General features: G+C 64.4%; 17 protein-coding genes. 8 read left to right on the forward strand and 9 right to left on the reverse strand.

All coding sequences use genetic code 11. The features are described from left to right. The first annotated feature begins 73 nt into the window (after positions 1–73). The gene (gene wecC / locus ACZ1JV_RS25105; RefSeq protein ID WP_465150999.1) at positions 74–1,393 is read left to right on the forward strand and encodes a UDP-N-acetyl-D-mannosamine dehydrogenase; all 1,320 of its coding nucleotides are present in this window, start codon (positions 74–76) and stop codon (positions 1,391–1,393) included. A 244-nt stretch (positions 1,394–1,637) separates the two neighbouring features. On the opposite strand, the gene ACZ1JV_RS25110 is transcribed toward wecC, so the two are convergent. The 7 genes from ACZ1JV_RS25110 to ACZ1JV_RS25140 all read right to left on the reverse strand — a co-directional run bounded on the left by ACZ1JV_RS25110 (position 1,638) and on the right by ACZ1JV_RS25140 (position 6,725). Continuing rightward, positions 1,638–2,270, reverse strand: coding sequence for a MarC family protein (locus ACZ1JV_RS25110; RefSeq protein WP_465151000.1), 633 nt, complete (start codon positions 2,268–2,270; stop codon positions 1,638–1,640). A 5-nt stretch (positions 2,271–2,275) separates the two neighbouring features. Then, a complete protein-coding gene (locus tag ACZ1JV_RS25115; protein WP_465137108.1) occupies positions 2,276–2,980 on the reverse strand; it encodes a hypothetical protein in 705 nt (234 codons plus the stop codon). Then, positions 2,977–3,873, reverse strand: a complete 897-nt coding sequence (folD, locus tag ACZ1JV_RS25120; RefSeq protein ID WP_465151001.1) for a bifunctional methylenetetrahydrofolate dehydrogenase/methenyltetrahydrofolate cyclohydrolase FolD — start codon at positions 3,871–3,873, stop codon at positions 2,977–2,979. Before folD ends, ACZ1JV_RS25115 begins: the two co-directional genes overlap by 4 nt. Beyond that, the gene (locus tag ACZ1JV_RS25125) at positions 3,873–4,166 is read right to left on the reverse strand and encodes a YggT family protein (RefSeq protein ID WP_465137106.1); all 294 of its coding nucleotides are present in this window, start codon (positions 4,164–4,166) and stop codon (positions 3,873–3,875) included. Before ACZ1JV_RS25125 ends, folD begins: the two co-directional genes overlap by 1 nt. 190 nt (positions 4,167–4,356) lie before the next feature. Continuing rightward, positions 4,357–4,914 (reverse strand): hypothetical protein, encoded by a 558-nt coding sequence (locus tag ACZ1JV_RS25130; RefSeq protein WP_465151002.1) that lies wholly within the window; start codon positions 4,912–4,914, stop codon positions 4,357–4,359. Positions 4,915–4,963: 49 nt separating this feature from the next. Then, positions 4,964–5,863, reverse strand: coding sequence for an acetylglutamate kinase (gene argB, locus ACZ1JV_RS25135; RefSeq protein ID WP_465137104.1), 900 nt, complete (start codon positions 5,861–5,863; stop codon positions 4,964–4,966). A gap of 184 nt (positions 5,864–6,047) precedes the next feature. Continuing rightward, positions 6,048–6,725 carry a queuosine precursor transporter gene (locus ACZ1JV_RS25140; RefSeq protein ID WP_465137103.1) on the reverse strand — a complete coding sequence of 226 codons (678 nt, stop codon included), beginning with the start codon at positions 6,723–6,725 and terminating at the stop codon, positions 6,048–6,050. A 102-nt stretch (positions 6,726–6,827) separates the two neighbouring features. On the opposite strand from ACZ1JV_RS25140, the gene ACZ1JV_RS25145 reads away from it, so the two are divergent. Next, the gene (locus ACZ1JV_RS25145) at positions 6,828–8,150 is read left to right on the forward strand and encodes a NupC/NupG family nucleoside CNT transporter (RefSeq protein ID WP_465137102.1); all 1,323 of its coding nucleotides are present in this window, start codon (positions 6,828–6,830) and stop codon (positions 8,148–8,150) included. 176 nt (positions 8,151–8,326) lie between these two features. Here ACZ1JV_RS25145 and ACZ1JV_RS25150 read toward each other — a convergent pair whose 3' ends face one another. Beyond that, complete coding sequence (locus ACZ1JV_RS25150) at positions 8,327–9,787, reverse strand: carboxylesterase/lipase family protein (RefSeq protein WP_465151003.1); 1,461 nt, start codon at positions 9,785–9,787, stop codon at positions 8,327–8,329. A 224-nt stretch (positions 9,788–10,011) separates the two neighbouring features. On the opposite strand from ACZ1JV_RS25150, the gene ACZ1JV_RS25155 reads away from it, so the two are divergent. The 4 genes from ACZ1JV_RS25155 (at position 10,012) to ACZ1JV_RS25170 (ending at position 12,114) form a co-directional block, all read left to right on the forward strand. Continuing rightward, entirely contained in the window at positions 10,012–10,374 is a 363-nt protein-coding gene (locus ACZ1JV_RS25155; protein ID WP_465137100.1) for a DUF4870 family protein, read from the forward strand. Positions 10,375–10,414: 40 nt separating this feature from the next. Beyond that, a complete protein-coding gene (locus ACZ1JV_RS25160) occupies positions 10,415–11,005 on the forward strand; it encodes a hypothetical protein (protein ID WP_465137099.1) in 591 nt (196 codons plus the stop codon). 155 nt (positions 11,006–11,160) lie between these two features. Continuing rightward, positions 11,161–11,517: a PilZ domain-containing protein gene (locus ACZ1JV_RS25165; RefSeq protein ID WP_465151004.1), complete on the forward strand. Its 357-nt coding sequence runs from the start codon at positions 11,161–11,163 to the stop codon at positions 11,515–11,517. Between the two features lie 27 nt (positions 11,518–11,544). Continuing rightward, positions 11,545–12,114: a thermonuclease family protein gene (locus ACZ1JV_RS25170; RefSeq protein ID WP_465151005.1), complete on the forward strand. Its 570-nt coding sequence runs from the start codon at positions 11,545–11,547 to the stop codon at positions 12,112–12,114. A gap of 74 nt (positions 12,115–12,188) precedes the next feature. Here the strand turns inward: ACZ1JV_RS25170 and ACZ1JV_RS25175 are convergent, their stop codons facing one another. Beyond that, positions 12,189–13,241, reverse strand: a complete 1,053-nt coding sequence (locus tag ACZ1JV_RS25175) for a ribonucleotide-diphosphate reductase subunit beta (protein ID WP_395330319.1) — start codon at positions 13,239–13,241, stop codon at positions 12,189–12,191. 317 nt (positions 13,242–13,558) lie between these two features. Here ACZ1JV_RS25175 and ACZ1JV_RS25180 point away from each other — a divergent pair, with 317 nt between their 5' ends. Then, positions 13,559–13,801, forward strand: coding sequence for a DUF2171 domain-containing protein (locus ACZ1JV_RS25180; protein WP_465137096.1), 243 nt, complete (start codon positions 13,559–13,561; stop codon positions 13,799–13,801). A gap of 149 nt (positions 13,802–13,950) precedes the next feature. Further along, entirely contained in the window at positions 13,951–14,178 is a 228-nt protein-coding gene (locus ACZ1JV_RS25185) for a DUF2171 domain-containing protein (RefSeq protein WP_465137095.1), read from the forward strand. Positions 14,179–14,388 lie beyond the last annotated feature (210 nt).

The following is a 14,388-nucleotide window of genomic DNA, read 5'->3' on the forward strand; positions in this document are numbered from 1 at the left end:
TCCGGGACAACCAGCCCGCCCGGCGCGCCGCTCCTACCCAGCGAACTTCCAATGCCAATCACGGAGTATCCCAATGAGCCGGACAGGTTCGCCGCCTGACGTCTGCGTCGTAGGATTGGGCTATATCGGTCTCCCTACCGCCGCAGTGATTGCCCGCGCCGGGTGCAAGGTGCTGGGCCTCGACGTCTCGCAGGCGGTGGTCGACACCATCAACCGCGGCGAAATCCATATCGAGGAAGTCGATCTCGACGGCCTTGTGCAAGGCGTTGTTTCACGCGGGCTGCTCTCGGCCTCGACCGAGATCGCCCCTGCAGACGTGTTCGTTATCGCGGTGCCGACGCCGTTCGACAAGAACCACGCGCCCGACATTTCCTATGTCCTGGCCGCTGGCCGTTCGGTCGCGCCGGTGCTGAAGGCGGGCGATGTGGTGATTCTGGAATCGACATCTCCGGTCGGCACCACCGAGCAATTGCGCGACCTGATCGCGCAGCTGCGCCCGGACCTGAAAATTCCCTATAGTGATAAGGGAGGCCTCACCCGCGATACGCCCGACATCTCGATCGCCTATTGCCCGGAGCGCGTGCTGCCCGGCCGCATCCTTGAGGAACTGACCAACAACGATCGCTCGATCGGCGGCATCACCCCGCGCTGCGCGCGCAAGGCGCTGGCCTTCTACAAGCGCTTCGTGCGCGGCGAATGCGTGACCACCGATGCCCGCTCGGCAGAGATGACCAAGCTGGTCGAAAACGCCTACCGCGACGTCAACATCGCCTTCGCCAACGAACTGTCGATGGTGGCAGACCGCATGGGGCTGGACGTGTGGGAGGTGATCCGCCTCGCCAACCGCCATCCGCGCGTGAACATCCTGACCCCCGGCCCCGGCGTCGGCGGCCACTGCATCGCCGTCGATCCCTGGTTCATCGTCCACGGCGCGCCGGAGGAGACCCCGCTGATCCGCACCGCGCGCGGCGTCAACGATCACAAGATGCACCACGTGATCGCCAAGGCCGAAGCGCTGCTGGAGGCCAATCCGGAGGCGAAAGTCGCCTGCCTCGGCCTCGCCTTCAAGGCCAACATCGACGATTTCCGTGAGAGCCCGGCCCGCTTCGTCACCAGCCGCCTTGCCCGCAAGTTCGGCAACCGCATCCATGTGGTGGAGCCCTACGCGGCGCAGCTTCCCATCGAATTCACCGATACCGGCGCGGTACAGATCGACATCGACGATGCGCTGGAGACGTGCCAGATCCTGATCGTTCTGGTCGACCACGACGTGTTCCGCGTGGTCCCGCTGGCCGAGCGTGCGGACAAGCTGGTCTACGACACGCGCGGAATTTGGCCGGATCAGCCGCGTGTGGTGCGGGAAGAAGCGGCGAAGCTGGCTTTGGCCGGGTAAGGCCCAGCCGGCGGCTTCCTTCGGTCCACCTACCTCGTCCATACCCGTCGCCCCCGCGAAGGCGGGGGCCCCGCTTTTGTGAGTTCACGCAGAGATGCGGAGACGCCGTGCGGTTCCGCACCCTCGGCGTCTCCGCATCTCTGCGTGCTTTAAAAGAACAAGCGGGATCCCCGCCTTCGCGGGGATGACGGGTTGTGGTTGGCGAACTCGGTGTCAGACGGTGGGCATCACGCCCGCCCCGCGATCAAAGCAAAAGCGCCTTCACACCGTCGATCACGTACTGCGCGGCCAGAGCGGCCAGCAGCACGCCCAGCAGACGGGTAATCACCGCCTCAACCTTGTCACCCAGCACCCGCATCAGCGGGCCTGCGGCGGCCAGTGCGGCGAAGCTGAGCACCATCACCGCGATCATCGCGGCAAGCACCGCCAGCGTCTCTTCCATACCATGCGCGCGTGAGGTCAGCAGCATGATCGTGGCGATCGATCCCGGTCCCGCCAGCATCGGCATCGCCATCGGGAACACCGAAACGTCGTCCACCTCGGGCGTTTCCATGTTGTGGGCGATGATCTTCTCTGCCCGTTCCTCGCGGCGCTGGGTGCGCTTTTCGAAGACCATGTCGATGGCGATCATGAACAACATGATGCCGCCGGCGATGCGGAAGGCGTTGAGTTCGATGTGCAGCGAATGCAGCAGTCGCTCGCCGAACAGCGCGAAGACGACGAGGATGGCGGTGGCGATCAGGCAGGCGCGGCCGGCCATGGAGATCGCCTGCGATCGGTTCGCCTCGGCCGAAAGACCGGCATAGATCGGCGCGCAGCCGGGCGGGTCGATCACGACGAAGAGCGTGACGAAGGCGCTGAGAAAGAGTTCGTACATGCGGGTTACGGGGCCTTCGGCGCGGCGACATCGCTGCGCATCACTTCGGTCATGGTGCCGTTCTTCATCAGCGAGACGACGAGCGAGCGGGACTGGTCAGCGGCGACACGGTAGGACCACGTCAGTGTGCCGTCGTCCGAACGGCCTTCGCCGGTCATGCCGGGCGGGCCCTTGGCAGGTTCGGGGCGCTGCGTATCGGGGCGCGGGCCGCCTCCGCCCGCACAGTCCGCCACGGAAGCCGAAAGCATGTCGCTGTTCGGCAAGGGCTGCGCCAGCGTATCGCCCTGATCGAGCACCCAGCGGTAATCGGTCTTCTTCCAGCGCTTCTGCCAGATCGTCGTGAAATAACCGACCGAACCGTCAGGCCGCTGCCATGCGCCCTTGGTGACGCCCAGGGTGCCGTCGCAGCTCATCCACACTTGCGCGGGTTGCCACTGCACGGCGGCGGGTGGATCCTTGCGGCCGCTGAGCCATGTCTGCGCGCGGACCGGTTCCGGCACGAACATCACCGCGTCTTCGGCGGCGGTTTCGCGGAAGGCGGTCCATTGCCCCTTCTCCCGCGCCATGCGGGCGAAGGCGATCTCCGCCGCGATCAGCGCGCTGGGGTTGGCGGTGCCGACGCCGGGCGCCCGATCAGGACGGCGTGCCAGCGCCGGTGTTGCCACCAGTGCCAGCGCCGCCGCTCCGGCGAGAGCCCGGCCGAGGCTCAAAGGGCGCTCTCGTCGAAGTCCAGACCGGCACTGCGGTAGGCGGCGACGATGGTGTTGCGCAGCAGGACGGCAATCGTCATCGGGCCGACGCCGCCGGGAACCGGGGTGATGGCACCGGCAACTTGCGAAGCCGAGGCGAAATCGACGTCGCCGACCAGTTTGGTCTTGCCTTCCTCGGCACCCGGAACGCGGTTGATGCCCACGTCGATCACGGTGGCGCCGGGCTTCAGCCAGTCACCCTTGACCATTTCCGGACGGCCGACGGCGGCCACCACGATATCGGCACGGCGGACGACTTCGGGCAGATCCTTGGTGCGGCTGTGCGCGACGGTGACGGTGCAGCTTTCGGCGATCAGCAGCTGCGCCATCGGCTTGCCGACGATGTTCGAACGGCCGATCACCACGGCGTCGAGGCCGGAAAGCGAGCCCAGCCGGTCCTTCAGCAGCATCACGCAGCCCAGCGGCGTGCAGGGCACGAAGCCCGGCAGGCCGGTGGCGAGACGCCCGACATTGACGACATGGAAACCGTCCACGTCTTTGTCAGGGTTGATCGTGGCGATCACCTTCTGCTCGTTCATGTGCGAAGGCAGCGGCAGCTGGACGAGAATGCCGTCGACGTTCGGGTCTTCGTTCAGCTGGCGCACTACCGCCAGCAGATCGTCCTCGCTGGTGTCGGCGGGCAGCTTGTGTTCGAAGCTGTTCATGCCGGCGGCCAGCGTCTGCTTGCCCTTGTTACGCACGTAGACCTGGCTGGCCGGGTCTTCGCCCACCAGAACCACGGCAAGGCCCGGCTTGCGGCCGGTGCGCGCCTCGAACCCGACGGCAGCGGTGCCGACGCGGGCGCGCAGGCCTTCGGCGAAGGCCTTTCCGTCGATGATATCTGCCTGCGCCATCAGTAATAGGCCTGTGCGACGTTGCCGAGAATGATCTGCAGGATCTTCAGGCCGATGATCAGCACCATCGGCGAGAAATCGATCGCGCCGGTGTTCGGCATGATGCGGCGGATCGGCCGCAGCATCGGCTCCAGAATCGCGTTGAGCGCGGTCCATACGGCGGAGACGAACTGGTTGTGGGTGTTGACCACGTTGAACGCGATCAGCAGGCCCAGCACGAACTGCACGATCACCACGAAGACGATGATGCTGATCAGGTAGGAAATGATCTGGTAGAGGGTGAGGAACAGCAACGCCGGCTCCTTGGATACGTGGGAATGCGAAGATGCCCGCGAGCTGCGGACTTTCCAGCAAATTTCTGAAGTGCTGATAGCCGAATGGACGGCGCCGGGGCAAGGGCGCGTCCATCGCAGTGCAACAGAGATCGATGAGCGCCAAAACGGCCCGGAAACCCGCAGACCGTCGCCGCTTACTGGACCGACCTTATTGCGTGAGCGTCGACGTGCGCTCGATGCGCCAGTTCAGCTGTTCTTCGCTGGCCCCCGGCACGTCGTTGACGCGGCGCAGGACGATGGTGCCCCGGCGCGAGGGGCGGCCATCGGCGAAATCGATCACCAGCGGCGCTTCGTAATAGAGCGAACCGGCGGCGCCTTCGACATCGCCCTTGCCCACCGCGATCTTCGGGCCGGCATCGCCGCCGAATTCCTTGGCCAGCGTTTCGGGCGTCATCTGCGCATCCAGGGTCCAGGCGCGGGCGGCATCCGCCCAGTCACCCACGCGCAGGGCATTGGTGTAGAAGCGCAGCAGGCGTTCCGGATCGCGGCGTTCGTTCAGCGCATCGAGGTCCAGCTTGGCCGCGACGCCGGCAGCAGCAGCGCCCGTAGCATCGTCACTGGGCGTATCGTCGGTAACCGCCGCCTCGCTCGCTTCCATGCTCGCCGCGCCGCTAGGCTCGGCACTCGGCTCCTTGGTGCAGCCCGCCAGCACAAGCGCGAGGGCCGAAACAGAGAGAACCGGGGCGAGAAGGAAACTGGTACGCATTGTGATCGAAAGGGCCTTTCTGCCGGAATTTCCCCCCGCTGCAGGTATTTTAGCCGGCCCGGATTAGCGTACCGGCGCCTTCCTGCGTGAATATTTCCAGCAACATGGCATGCGAAACACGCCCGTCAAGCACGACCGCCGCCTCGCAGCCCGCCTCCACCGCGTGGACGCAGGTTTCCAGCTTGGGGATCATGCCGCCCGAAATCGTGCCGTCTTCCTGCAGCACCTTGATGTCCGACGGCTTCAGGTCGGTCAGCAGTTCGCCCTGCTTGTCCAGCACGCCGTGCACGTCCGTCAGCAGAAACAGGCGCGCGGCGCCGAGGGCCGCAGCGATGGCGCCGGCCATCGTATCCGCATTGATATTGTAGGTCTGGCCGTCTTCACCGGGGGCGATCGGGGCGATCACCGGGATCATGCCCGCGGCGGAGATCGTCTCGATCACGCTGGTGTCGATCCGCGCCGGTTCGCCCACGAAGCCGAGATCGACCACGCGCTCGATATTGCTGTCCGGATCTTTGGCGGTGCGCTGCACCTTGGATGCGGTAACGAGGCCGCCGTCCTTGCCGGAAATACCCATGGCCTTGCCACCGGCACCGGCGATCCAGCCGACGATTTCCTTGTTGATCACGCCCGAGAGCACCATTTCGGCGACTTTGGCGGTTTCCTTGTCAGTAACGCGCAGACCGTCCACGAAGCGCGATTCGACGCCCATTGTCTTCAGCATGGCGCCGATCTGCGGGCCGCCGCCGTGGACGACCACGGGGTTGATGCCCACGGCCTTCAGCAGCACCACGTCTTCCGCGAAGTCTCGCGCCAGTTCGGGATCGCCCATGGCATGGCCGCCGTATTTCACGACGAACGTGCGACCTGCATAACGCTGCATGTAGGGCAGCGCATCAACGAGCGTCTCGGCCTTCGAGAGCATGGCGGGATCGTGCGGATTCGGCATGGGTGGCGCTTTAGACCCCTGCGTCAGTTTTTAAACCGCTTTTTTGCGGTGCGCCTTCGACATCCGTCGAAGGCTGGCGGCACCAGCCCGCTCCCCCACCCGACCGCCCATCAGGGTACGCTCGTGGGCGGTCGGGTGGGGGAGCGGGCTGGTGCCGCAAAATCCGCGTGTCGCGGATTTTCAGTCAAACGCCATCCAGCGCGCGGCCCAGCTTCACGAACAGCCAGATGAACGGCGGCACCATGATCGTGGAGAGCAGCACCTTCGAGATGATCTGCCCTTCCATGATCGACCACAGCGGCAGCACGCCCGCGAACGAGATCGTGATGAAGATCAGGGTATCGACCACTTGCGACAGCAGGCTGGCAATCCAGGCGCGGACCATCAGCATGGTGCCTTCGCGGCCGGCCGACAGGCGCGAGAACACCATGACGTTCAGCGTCTGCGACACGCCATAGGAAACCAGCCCCGCGAACTGCATCCGCGCGCCCTGCCCCAGCAGGCGGGCATAAGCCTCCTGATCCTGCCAGAACGGCGCCGGCGGAACCACGTGGATCACCAGCGTCAGCAGGCTCATCGATACGATCAGCGGGATGAATCCGAAACGCACCAGACGGTTGGCGACGACGGTGCCGTGCAGTTCGGCCACCGCGCTGGAGAGCACCACCAGCAGCAGGAATGCAAAGATTCCCGATTCCACCGCCAGGTCGCCCACCACCGGCCAATGGCCCAGCGATGCGATCTTGATGCCCAGCACACCGGCCAGCACCACCAGCCCGCCATAGAGGGTGGCGAAGACGAACATCGAACGGGGCATGAGAATCGCGCGCGACTGCGCGCTTGCCGGGGCTTGCGGTTCCATGACGATGCTCTAACGGGCTTGGCACAATTGCACTAGCCGCCACGAATGCGCGCCTCTAGGTTTGCGCACAGATTCAGCATGTTTTTTGGAGACCCGGGGACGATGCACGTCGCCTACAGCCTGTTTGGCATCGTTCTCATCATGGCCGCCGCCTTTCTTCTTTCCACCAATCGCCGGGCGATCCGCCTGCGCGTGGTGGGGGCGGCCTTCGCGCTGCAAGCCGGTCTGGCCGCGCTGGTACTCTATGTTCCGTTCGGCAAGGACCTGCTGGGCGGCGCCGCGGCGGGCGTGGAAAGCCTGCTGGGCTATGCCCATGCCGGGGTGGACTTCCTGTTCGGCCCGCTGGCCAGCCCGGAAATCGGCGGACACTCGTTCGCGATCTCGGCCCTGCCGGTGATCATCTTCTTCGCCTCGCTGATCTCGATCCTCTACTACCTGAAGATCATGCCGCTGGTGGTGCGCTGGATCGGCGGCGCGCTGGAGAAGGTGACCGGGATCAGCAAAGTGGAAAGCCTTTGCGCCGCGTCCAACATCTTCGTGGGCCAGAGCGAGGCGCCCTTGGTGATCCGCCCCTATCTGGCGGCCCTCAATCCCTCGCAGCTGTTCTGCGTGATGAGCGTGGGCCTTGCGGGCGTGGCCGGCACGATTCTGGCCGCCTATGCCTCCATGGGCATCCGCATCGATTACCTGGTCGCCGCCGCCTTCATGTCGGCCCCGGGCGGCATCTTCATGGCGAAGATGATCATGCCCGATCCGCGCCCGGTGGTCGAAGAGGCGGATGTGCACGAAAGCACGCTGCCCCCCGCCGGTGCCGCTGCCGCCGCGCTCAACCGCGCGGACGTGACGCACCTTCCCGGCGTGCATATCGACGAGCCCGAGGCAGTCGAGCATGACGAGGAAAAGCCCGCCAACATCATCATGGCCGCATCGCAAGGCGCGCAGACCGGCGTGAAGCTGGCGGTGGCGGTCGGCGCGATGGTGCTGGCCTTCGTGGCGCTGATTGCGCTGGCCAACGGACTGGTCGGCTGGATCGCCAGCCTGTTCGGCTTTGCCGGCGTCACCTTCCAGGGCCTGCTTGGCTATGTCTTCGCGCCGGTGTTCTATCTGCTCGCCACGCCCGACTGGCATGAGGCGATGCAGGCCGGCAGCCTGTTCGGCAGCAAGATCGTGCTGAACGAATTCGTCGCCTTCATCGACCTTGGCAACATGAAGGAGCTTTCGGCGCGCACCGTGGCGGTGGTGACGTTTGCATTGTGCGGCTTCGCCAACTTCTCATCGATCGCCATCCAGATGGCGGTCACCGGAAGCCTTGCCCCCAACCAGCGCCCGATCATCGCCCGTCTCGGCCTTCGCGCGCTTTGCGCGGGCAGCCTGTCCAACCTGATGAGTGCAGCGCTCGCTGGGCTGTTTCTGGGGCTGAACTGAGGGGCTAACCGGGCCCCACGCCCCCTGCTTAAAGGTCTCGTCGCCCCCGCGAAGGCGGGGGCCCCGCTTCCTTTCTGCGACGTACCGTGTACCGCAAGAAAAGCGGGATCCCCGCCTTCGCGGGGATGACGAGGTGGGATTGAGCGGCCGTATCCAGCGCCGCTCAAGCCGCCCCCCTACTTCCCCCGCCCCGGCTCCACATCGCGGCCGGCCCACGCCGCGTAGCGCTCCGCCTCCGGATTCGCCGCGAAGCTATCGGCCAGATCGTAGATGCGCACCTTGCGCGTGGTCTCCTCATAGCGCGGCCAGATATCGCCCGGATCGCCATGCCGCACGAAATGCGCGACGTGAGAGCGCATCCGCTGCCCCAGTTCCGCGCGCCGCCCCTTGTCCGGCCCGCCGCGCACCAGCGCCATTTTCAGGCCGGAGAACGGCCAGAACACCGTCAGGTCCAGGCCATGCGCGGCCCCGACAAGCAGGTGCTCATAATCGAAGCGGTAGAACCACGTTGGATTCGTGCGCGCGTGGCGCTCCGCAAAGTGGCGCGTGGGCATCACGAAGGTAAGGTCGGACCCCAGCGCCGTGCGCCCCTTCCGGTTGCGCGGATAAGTCGCCAGGATTCGCGCGGTCTGCTCGGGCCCGAACTGGTCGCGCAGCAGGCCCTGCAAATCGTCCCACTTGGTCGGCAGGATATCGCCGGGCATCAGGTCGAACAGCCGCACCTCATCGCGCGTGGCACCGGCCAGCAGCGGCACCGGCACCGTCTGCGTCGCCACCGCCTCGTCGAAGGAGGCAGGCAGCACGTCCCCATCGTACCACGGCGCGGCGGGAATCGCGTTCTTCAACTGTTTGCCCACGGTCGCCTGCGCACCGATCAGTTCGGCGATGTCCATGGACTTCAACCGCTGCAGGCTCGACTGGTCCAGCTTCAGCGCTTCCGCATAACGGCGGCCGTCGCGGATCGAGCGTTCACGGTCATGGATCAGGCTCACCGCGCCCGACTGCATCACCGCGCCATGGAACAGCCCGCGCGCCAGCGGAGAGAGCATCAGCAGCGAGACCGACATCGATCCGGCCGACTGGCCGCAGATCGTCACTTTGCCCGGATCGCCGCCATAATCCGCAATGTTATCCCGCACCCATTCCAGCGCGGCGATCTGGTCGCGCAGGCCGATGTTGGACGGGATCGCCGGAATGCCCAGCGCATCGGCGAAATTGACGAAGCCTAGCACGCCGATGCGGTAATTGATGGTGACGACGATGATGTCACCCTCCCGCGCCAGCCGCGATGCGTCGTACGAATTGGCGCCGCCGGCCAGGAAGGCTCCGCCGTGGATCCAGACCATGACCGGTTTCGGCCCGATCGATCCGCCTTCGGGACGGTACACATTGAGGTAGAGGCAATCTTCGCCGTACGTCTCGCTCTCCAGCACGTCGCGGCGCACCTTGCCGCCGAACTGCTGCGGGCACTGGCGGCCGAAACGGTCTGCCGCCCGCGTGCCCTGCCACGGCGCGGCGGGCTCCGGCGCCTCGAACCGGCCGGCCCTTGCGTAAGGTATGCCCAGAAAGCGCGTCAGCCCCGCCTCGCCGATGCCGGCCAGCGTGCCACTGCGCGTTTCGATCACGATCTCGGTCACGGCGTCACTCCCCCTGCGGCCCGCACCATGACTAAAGGCCCGCGACGGCAGTGGTAACCGCCGCAAGCGACAAGACCAGAGGGCAAATCATATAATTCGCCGCCGTGGTGTTTTCGTGACCCGGAAGTATTCGTGGAATGACCGTTTTTCCCTTTTTGAAACAATACTTGCACGCAGCCGCCAATGAAGGCAGCATCATGGGCCCGGCCATCAGGGAGGACCCCATGGACGACCTCGATCGCAGCAGCACCGGTTCCAGTTTCGAATTCAATCACCCGACGATCATCTGCCTGCTCTATCTCGCCTCGTGCGTGACGGGGGTCACGGCCATCGTCGGCATCGTACTTGCCTATGTCTGGCGCGGCGAAGCGAAGGCGGATTGGGAAGCCTCCCACTACCAGTACCTGATCAACACCTTCTGGATCGGCCTGATCGGATCGATCATCGGCGGCCTGCTGCTGATCGTGGTGATCGGCCTGCTGGTGCTGGCGGCGGTGGGCGTGCTGGTGATCGTGCGCTGCGTGATGAGCCTGCTCAATGCGCAGAAGCACCAGCCCATGCCCAACCCGGCCAGCTGGACGATCTGACCCTCCAACCGATTCCGCGACCTTCGCAAGGAGGGTGAGCATGGGCCAGGTAGCGCCGACGGGTGAGGTTTTCCTGCACGTTCGCGTGCTGGTCGGGCTTGTCCTCGGCCTTGCACTTACCCGCCTGCTTTCGGGCATATCCGGCATCGTCCAGCATCCACGGCGGCGGCGGCTCTATCCCGCGCATCTGGCGTGGGTGGCGGTGGTGCTGGTGATGACCATCCATTTCTGGTGGTGGGAATTCGGGCTGGCGCACATCACCAGTTGGCGATTCGAACTGTTCGCCTTCGTGCTGGGCTACGCCTTCCTGCACTATCTGCTGGCAAGCCTGCTGTTCCCTGAGTGGATGGACGACTATGCGGGGTACGAGGATTACTTCCTTTCCCGCCGCGCGTGGTTCTTCGGCCTGCTGGTCGCCATCTGCGCGGCGGACTGGGTGGACACCTGGATCAAGGGGCCCGCTTACCTGAAGGCGCTGGGGCCAGAATATCCGATCCGGCTGATCGTCTGCGGCGCGCTGTTCGCCATTGCCGCGTGGACCGCGAACCGCCGTTTCCACATCGTGCTGCCCTTGGCATTCCTTGCCTATCTGCTCAGCTGGATAGGGCGAATCTACGAAATCCTGGGCTGACCGTTTTTAAACCTAGTTGGCGTACAATCGCCTATAAGATAACCAATTGGTAATCATGAGAGAGCACGCTCGCTCCTGATCGAAACGCTGGCCGATATCGAAAGAGGCCGGAAAGGCGTGACTATCAGGAACGGAACGACCGGGGGGCGCCGTCTGTGAGGATACTGAGATACAGCGCCCACCAGCGCTATGCCGTAAGCAGAAAAGCCAGTATCCATTGCGAAGGCCGCCGCATCGGCAGCGGCCTGCTGGTCGAACTGTCTCAGGAAGGTTGCCGGATCGGCTGCCTGTCCGACGCCGGGCAGAACAATGTCCCCGCCCTTGCCATCGACGATCTGGTGACCATCAAGGTGGACGGTGCCGTGCCGATCGAGGCACGGGTGCGGTGGACGGGCGGCGGCACGCTGGGCATGAAACTGGTCCGCGCGCTGCACCGCGCCGAGCTGGATTTGCTTGTGCGCACCTGCCGCGGTGAATTTGACGAGCCGGAACTGCGCGAATACGGAACCTGATCCGGCCTTCCAAATCCCCAGAGTTCCATGCTTTTCTCTCGCCGATCGAATGTCATTCCGATTGCCGGCGCGCGCGATGCGCAGCGCGGCTTTGCGCGCCCCCGCCCCAAGCGCCGCTCTTCCCGTCTCTGGCCGATCTGGGTAATCGCCCCGCTGGCAACCTTCGCAGCGGTGTACTTCTGGCCCGCGACCGCCCCCCAGCCCCAACCCTCCGCCAGACTGACCGCTTCGGCAGACGACCATGAGGCCGGGCACTTCGCGCATTGTAGCGGCCGCACCCGCCGCACCTGCGTCGTCGATGGCGACACCATCTGGTACGAAGGCAAGAAGATCCGCATCGCAGACATCAACACGCCCGAAACCAGCGAGCCCGAATGCCCGGCGGAAGCCAAACTGGGCCATCGCGCCACGGCGCGGATGACCGAATTGTTGAACGATGGCCCATTCTCGCTGAAGCCCTGGACCGACGGGCGGGATACCGATCGTTATGGCCGCGAACTGCGCGTGATCACGCGCGGCGGGCAGAGCCTGGGCGAAGTGCTGGTGGCCGAAGGTCTGGCCGAACGCTGGCAGGGCTTTCGCCGCAACTGGTGCTGAAAGACGAAAAACCCCGCATGTCTCAGAACATGCGGGGTTTTCGCTTTGCCGTATAAGGCGCGGATCGCAGGCGCTTATTCGGCGGCCTGCGTGCTGCCGAACATGTCGGGCTCCGACAGGTCCACCAGCGGCTCCGAATCGTTGGCCTTGGCCTTCCGGCGCGAATCGAAGTTCGTCCACACGGTGTTCCAGTCACCGCGGGTGGCGCCCTTCGAATACTCGGTGGCGCGCGTCTCGAAGAAGTTCGCGTGCTCCACACCGTTCAGCAGCGGCTGCAGCCAGGGCAGCGGGTGTTCGTCGATCAGGTAGATCGGCTTCAGGCCCAGCTGGCCCAGACGCCAGTCGGCGATGTAGCGAATGTACTTCTTGATGTCCTTCGGCGTCATGCCCGGAACCGGGCCGAGTTCGAAGGCCAGATCGATGAAGTTGTCTTCCAGGCGGATCGTGGTCTGGCACTGGTCGGCAATGTCGTCCTTCACCGCCTTGGTCAGGCAGCCGCGTTCCTGCACGAACGTGTGGAACAGCTTGATGATGCCTTCGCAGTGCAGCGATTCGTCGCGGACCGACCACGAGACGATCTGGCCCATGCCCTTCATCTTGTTGAAGCGCGGGAAGTTCATCAGCATCGCGAAGCTGGCGAACAGCTGGACGCCTTCGGTGAAGCCGCCGAACATGGCCAGGGTGCGGGCAATGTCCTCGTCATTGTCGACGCCGAACTTCTGCAGGTAGTCGTGCTTGTCCTTCAACTCGGCATATTCGAGGAAGGCGCCATATTCGCTTTCGGGCATGCCAATGGTGTCGAGCAAGTGCGAATAGGCGGCGATGTGCACCGTCTCCATGTTGGAGAAGGCGGTGAGCATCATCTTGATCTCGGTGGGCTTGAAGACGCGGGCGTACTTCTCGTGGTAGCAATCCTGCACTTCCACGTCGGCCTGCGTGAAGAAGCGGAAGATCTGCGTCAGCAGGTTGCGCTCATGCTCCGAGATGTTCTGAACCCAGTCACGGCAGTCCTCGCCCAGCGGCACTTCCTCGGGCAGCCAGTGGACCTGCTGCTGGATCTTCCAGTAGTCGTAAGCCCAGGGGTATTCGAAGGGCTTATAGGTCTTGCGGGCTTCGAGAAGGGACATGGGCGGACTCCGATGGCGATTCGTGCAGACGCGCCGAGACTGCTGGCGGCCGCATTCGGCGGCGTTCCGGGCATTCGCGGCGCTTGAAATTTCCGGCCCCGGGGCGAACCCGGGAACCTACGAGGGCCACGATACTCAAATTCCACCATAAGTGGAGCCGCACCCCTGAAAGTTTGCACAGGTAAAACAGCATATCTAGCGCCTCCGCCAATATGGGGACGCTAGCACTGGTAGACCAGAGGGAATTGCGCGACTCGCCGGATCGCGCCAGATTGCGGGGGTTCAACCCCTCCCTTTCGCCTTTGCGGAGACCTGTCATGACCGACGATAACGAGACCGTCTGGCCCACCGAATCGGGCTTCATTCGCAAGGGGATGACGGTGATCGGCCCGGAGGGAACCGTGCTGGGCGTGGTGGACCGGGTGGACGGGCAGGAAGTGCTGCTGGCAGAGGCCGGACATCCCTTCATCGCCGTGAGCGAGATCGACGGCATCGATGGCGACCGCATCCTGCTGTCCCCGCGCGGAGACGCCACTTTCGGACTGGGCGCCACGCCCTAAAGCCGGTTTGAAAATCCGCGAGACGCGAATTTTGCAGTACCGGCTCACGCCCTCCCCATGAAGCGTTTCTCCGGCAGGACGAACGCCGGAACGATGGCCGTTGCCCCTCGTTTATTAGGCATACCAAGCCAAAAAACGGGAGAATTCTCATGTTTGAGAAGCTGCGAATCCGTGAGCATATGGAAGTCGCCGACGCTGCCGGCCAGCATGTCGGCACTATCGATGAAGTGAAGGACGACCAGATCAAGCTCACCCGATCCGACAGTTCGGATGGCGCGCACCACTTCATCGCTTTCGATAATGTCGATCGCATCGAAGACAATCGCGTTTACCTGAAGGAAGGCACCCCCATCCCCATGGGCGCCGGTACCCATTAATCCCCTTTGGGCACCGAAACAGCCCTAGGGCCCCGGTCTTTCGCACAGGGAAGGCCGGGGCCTTTCGCGTTCAGGGTCTTTCGCGTTCCCCGCCCTTTCGCGTTCCTTGCCTTTCGCAGGGGCGATGAACCGCCCAAAGATATGATACACACAATATAGCAAGTCTTCCCAAGCCCTTCTCCGGCTGATAGCCCTTCTCCCGAAAAGACA

Source organism: Novosphingobium sp. BL-S-19 (assembly GCF_055521675.1).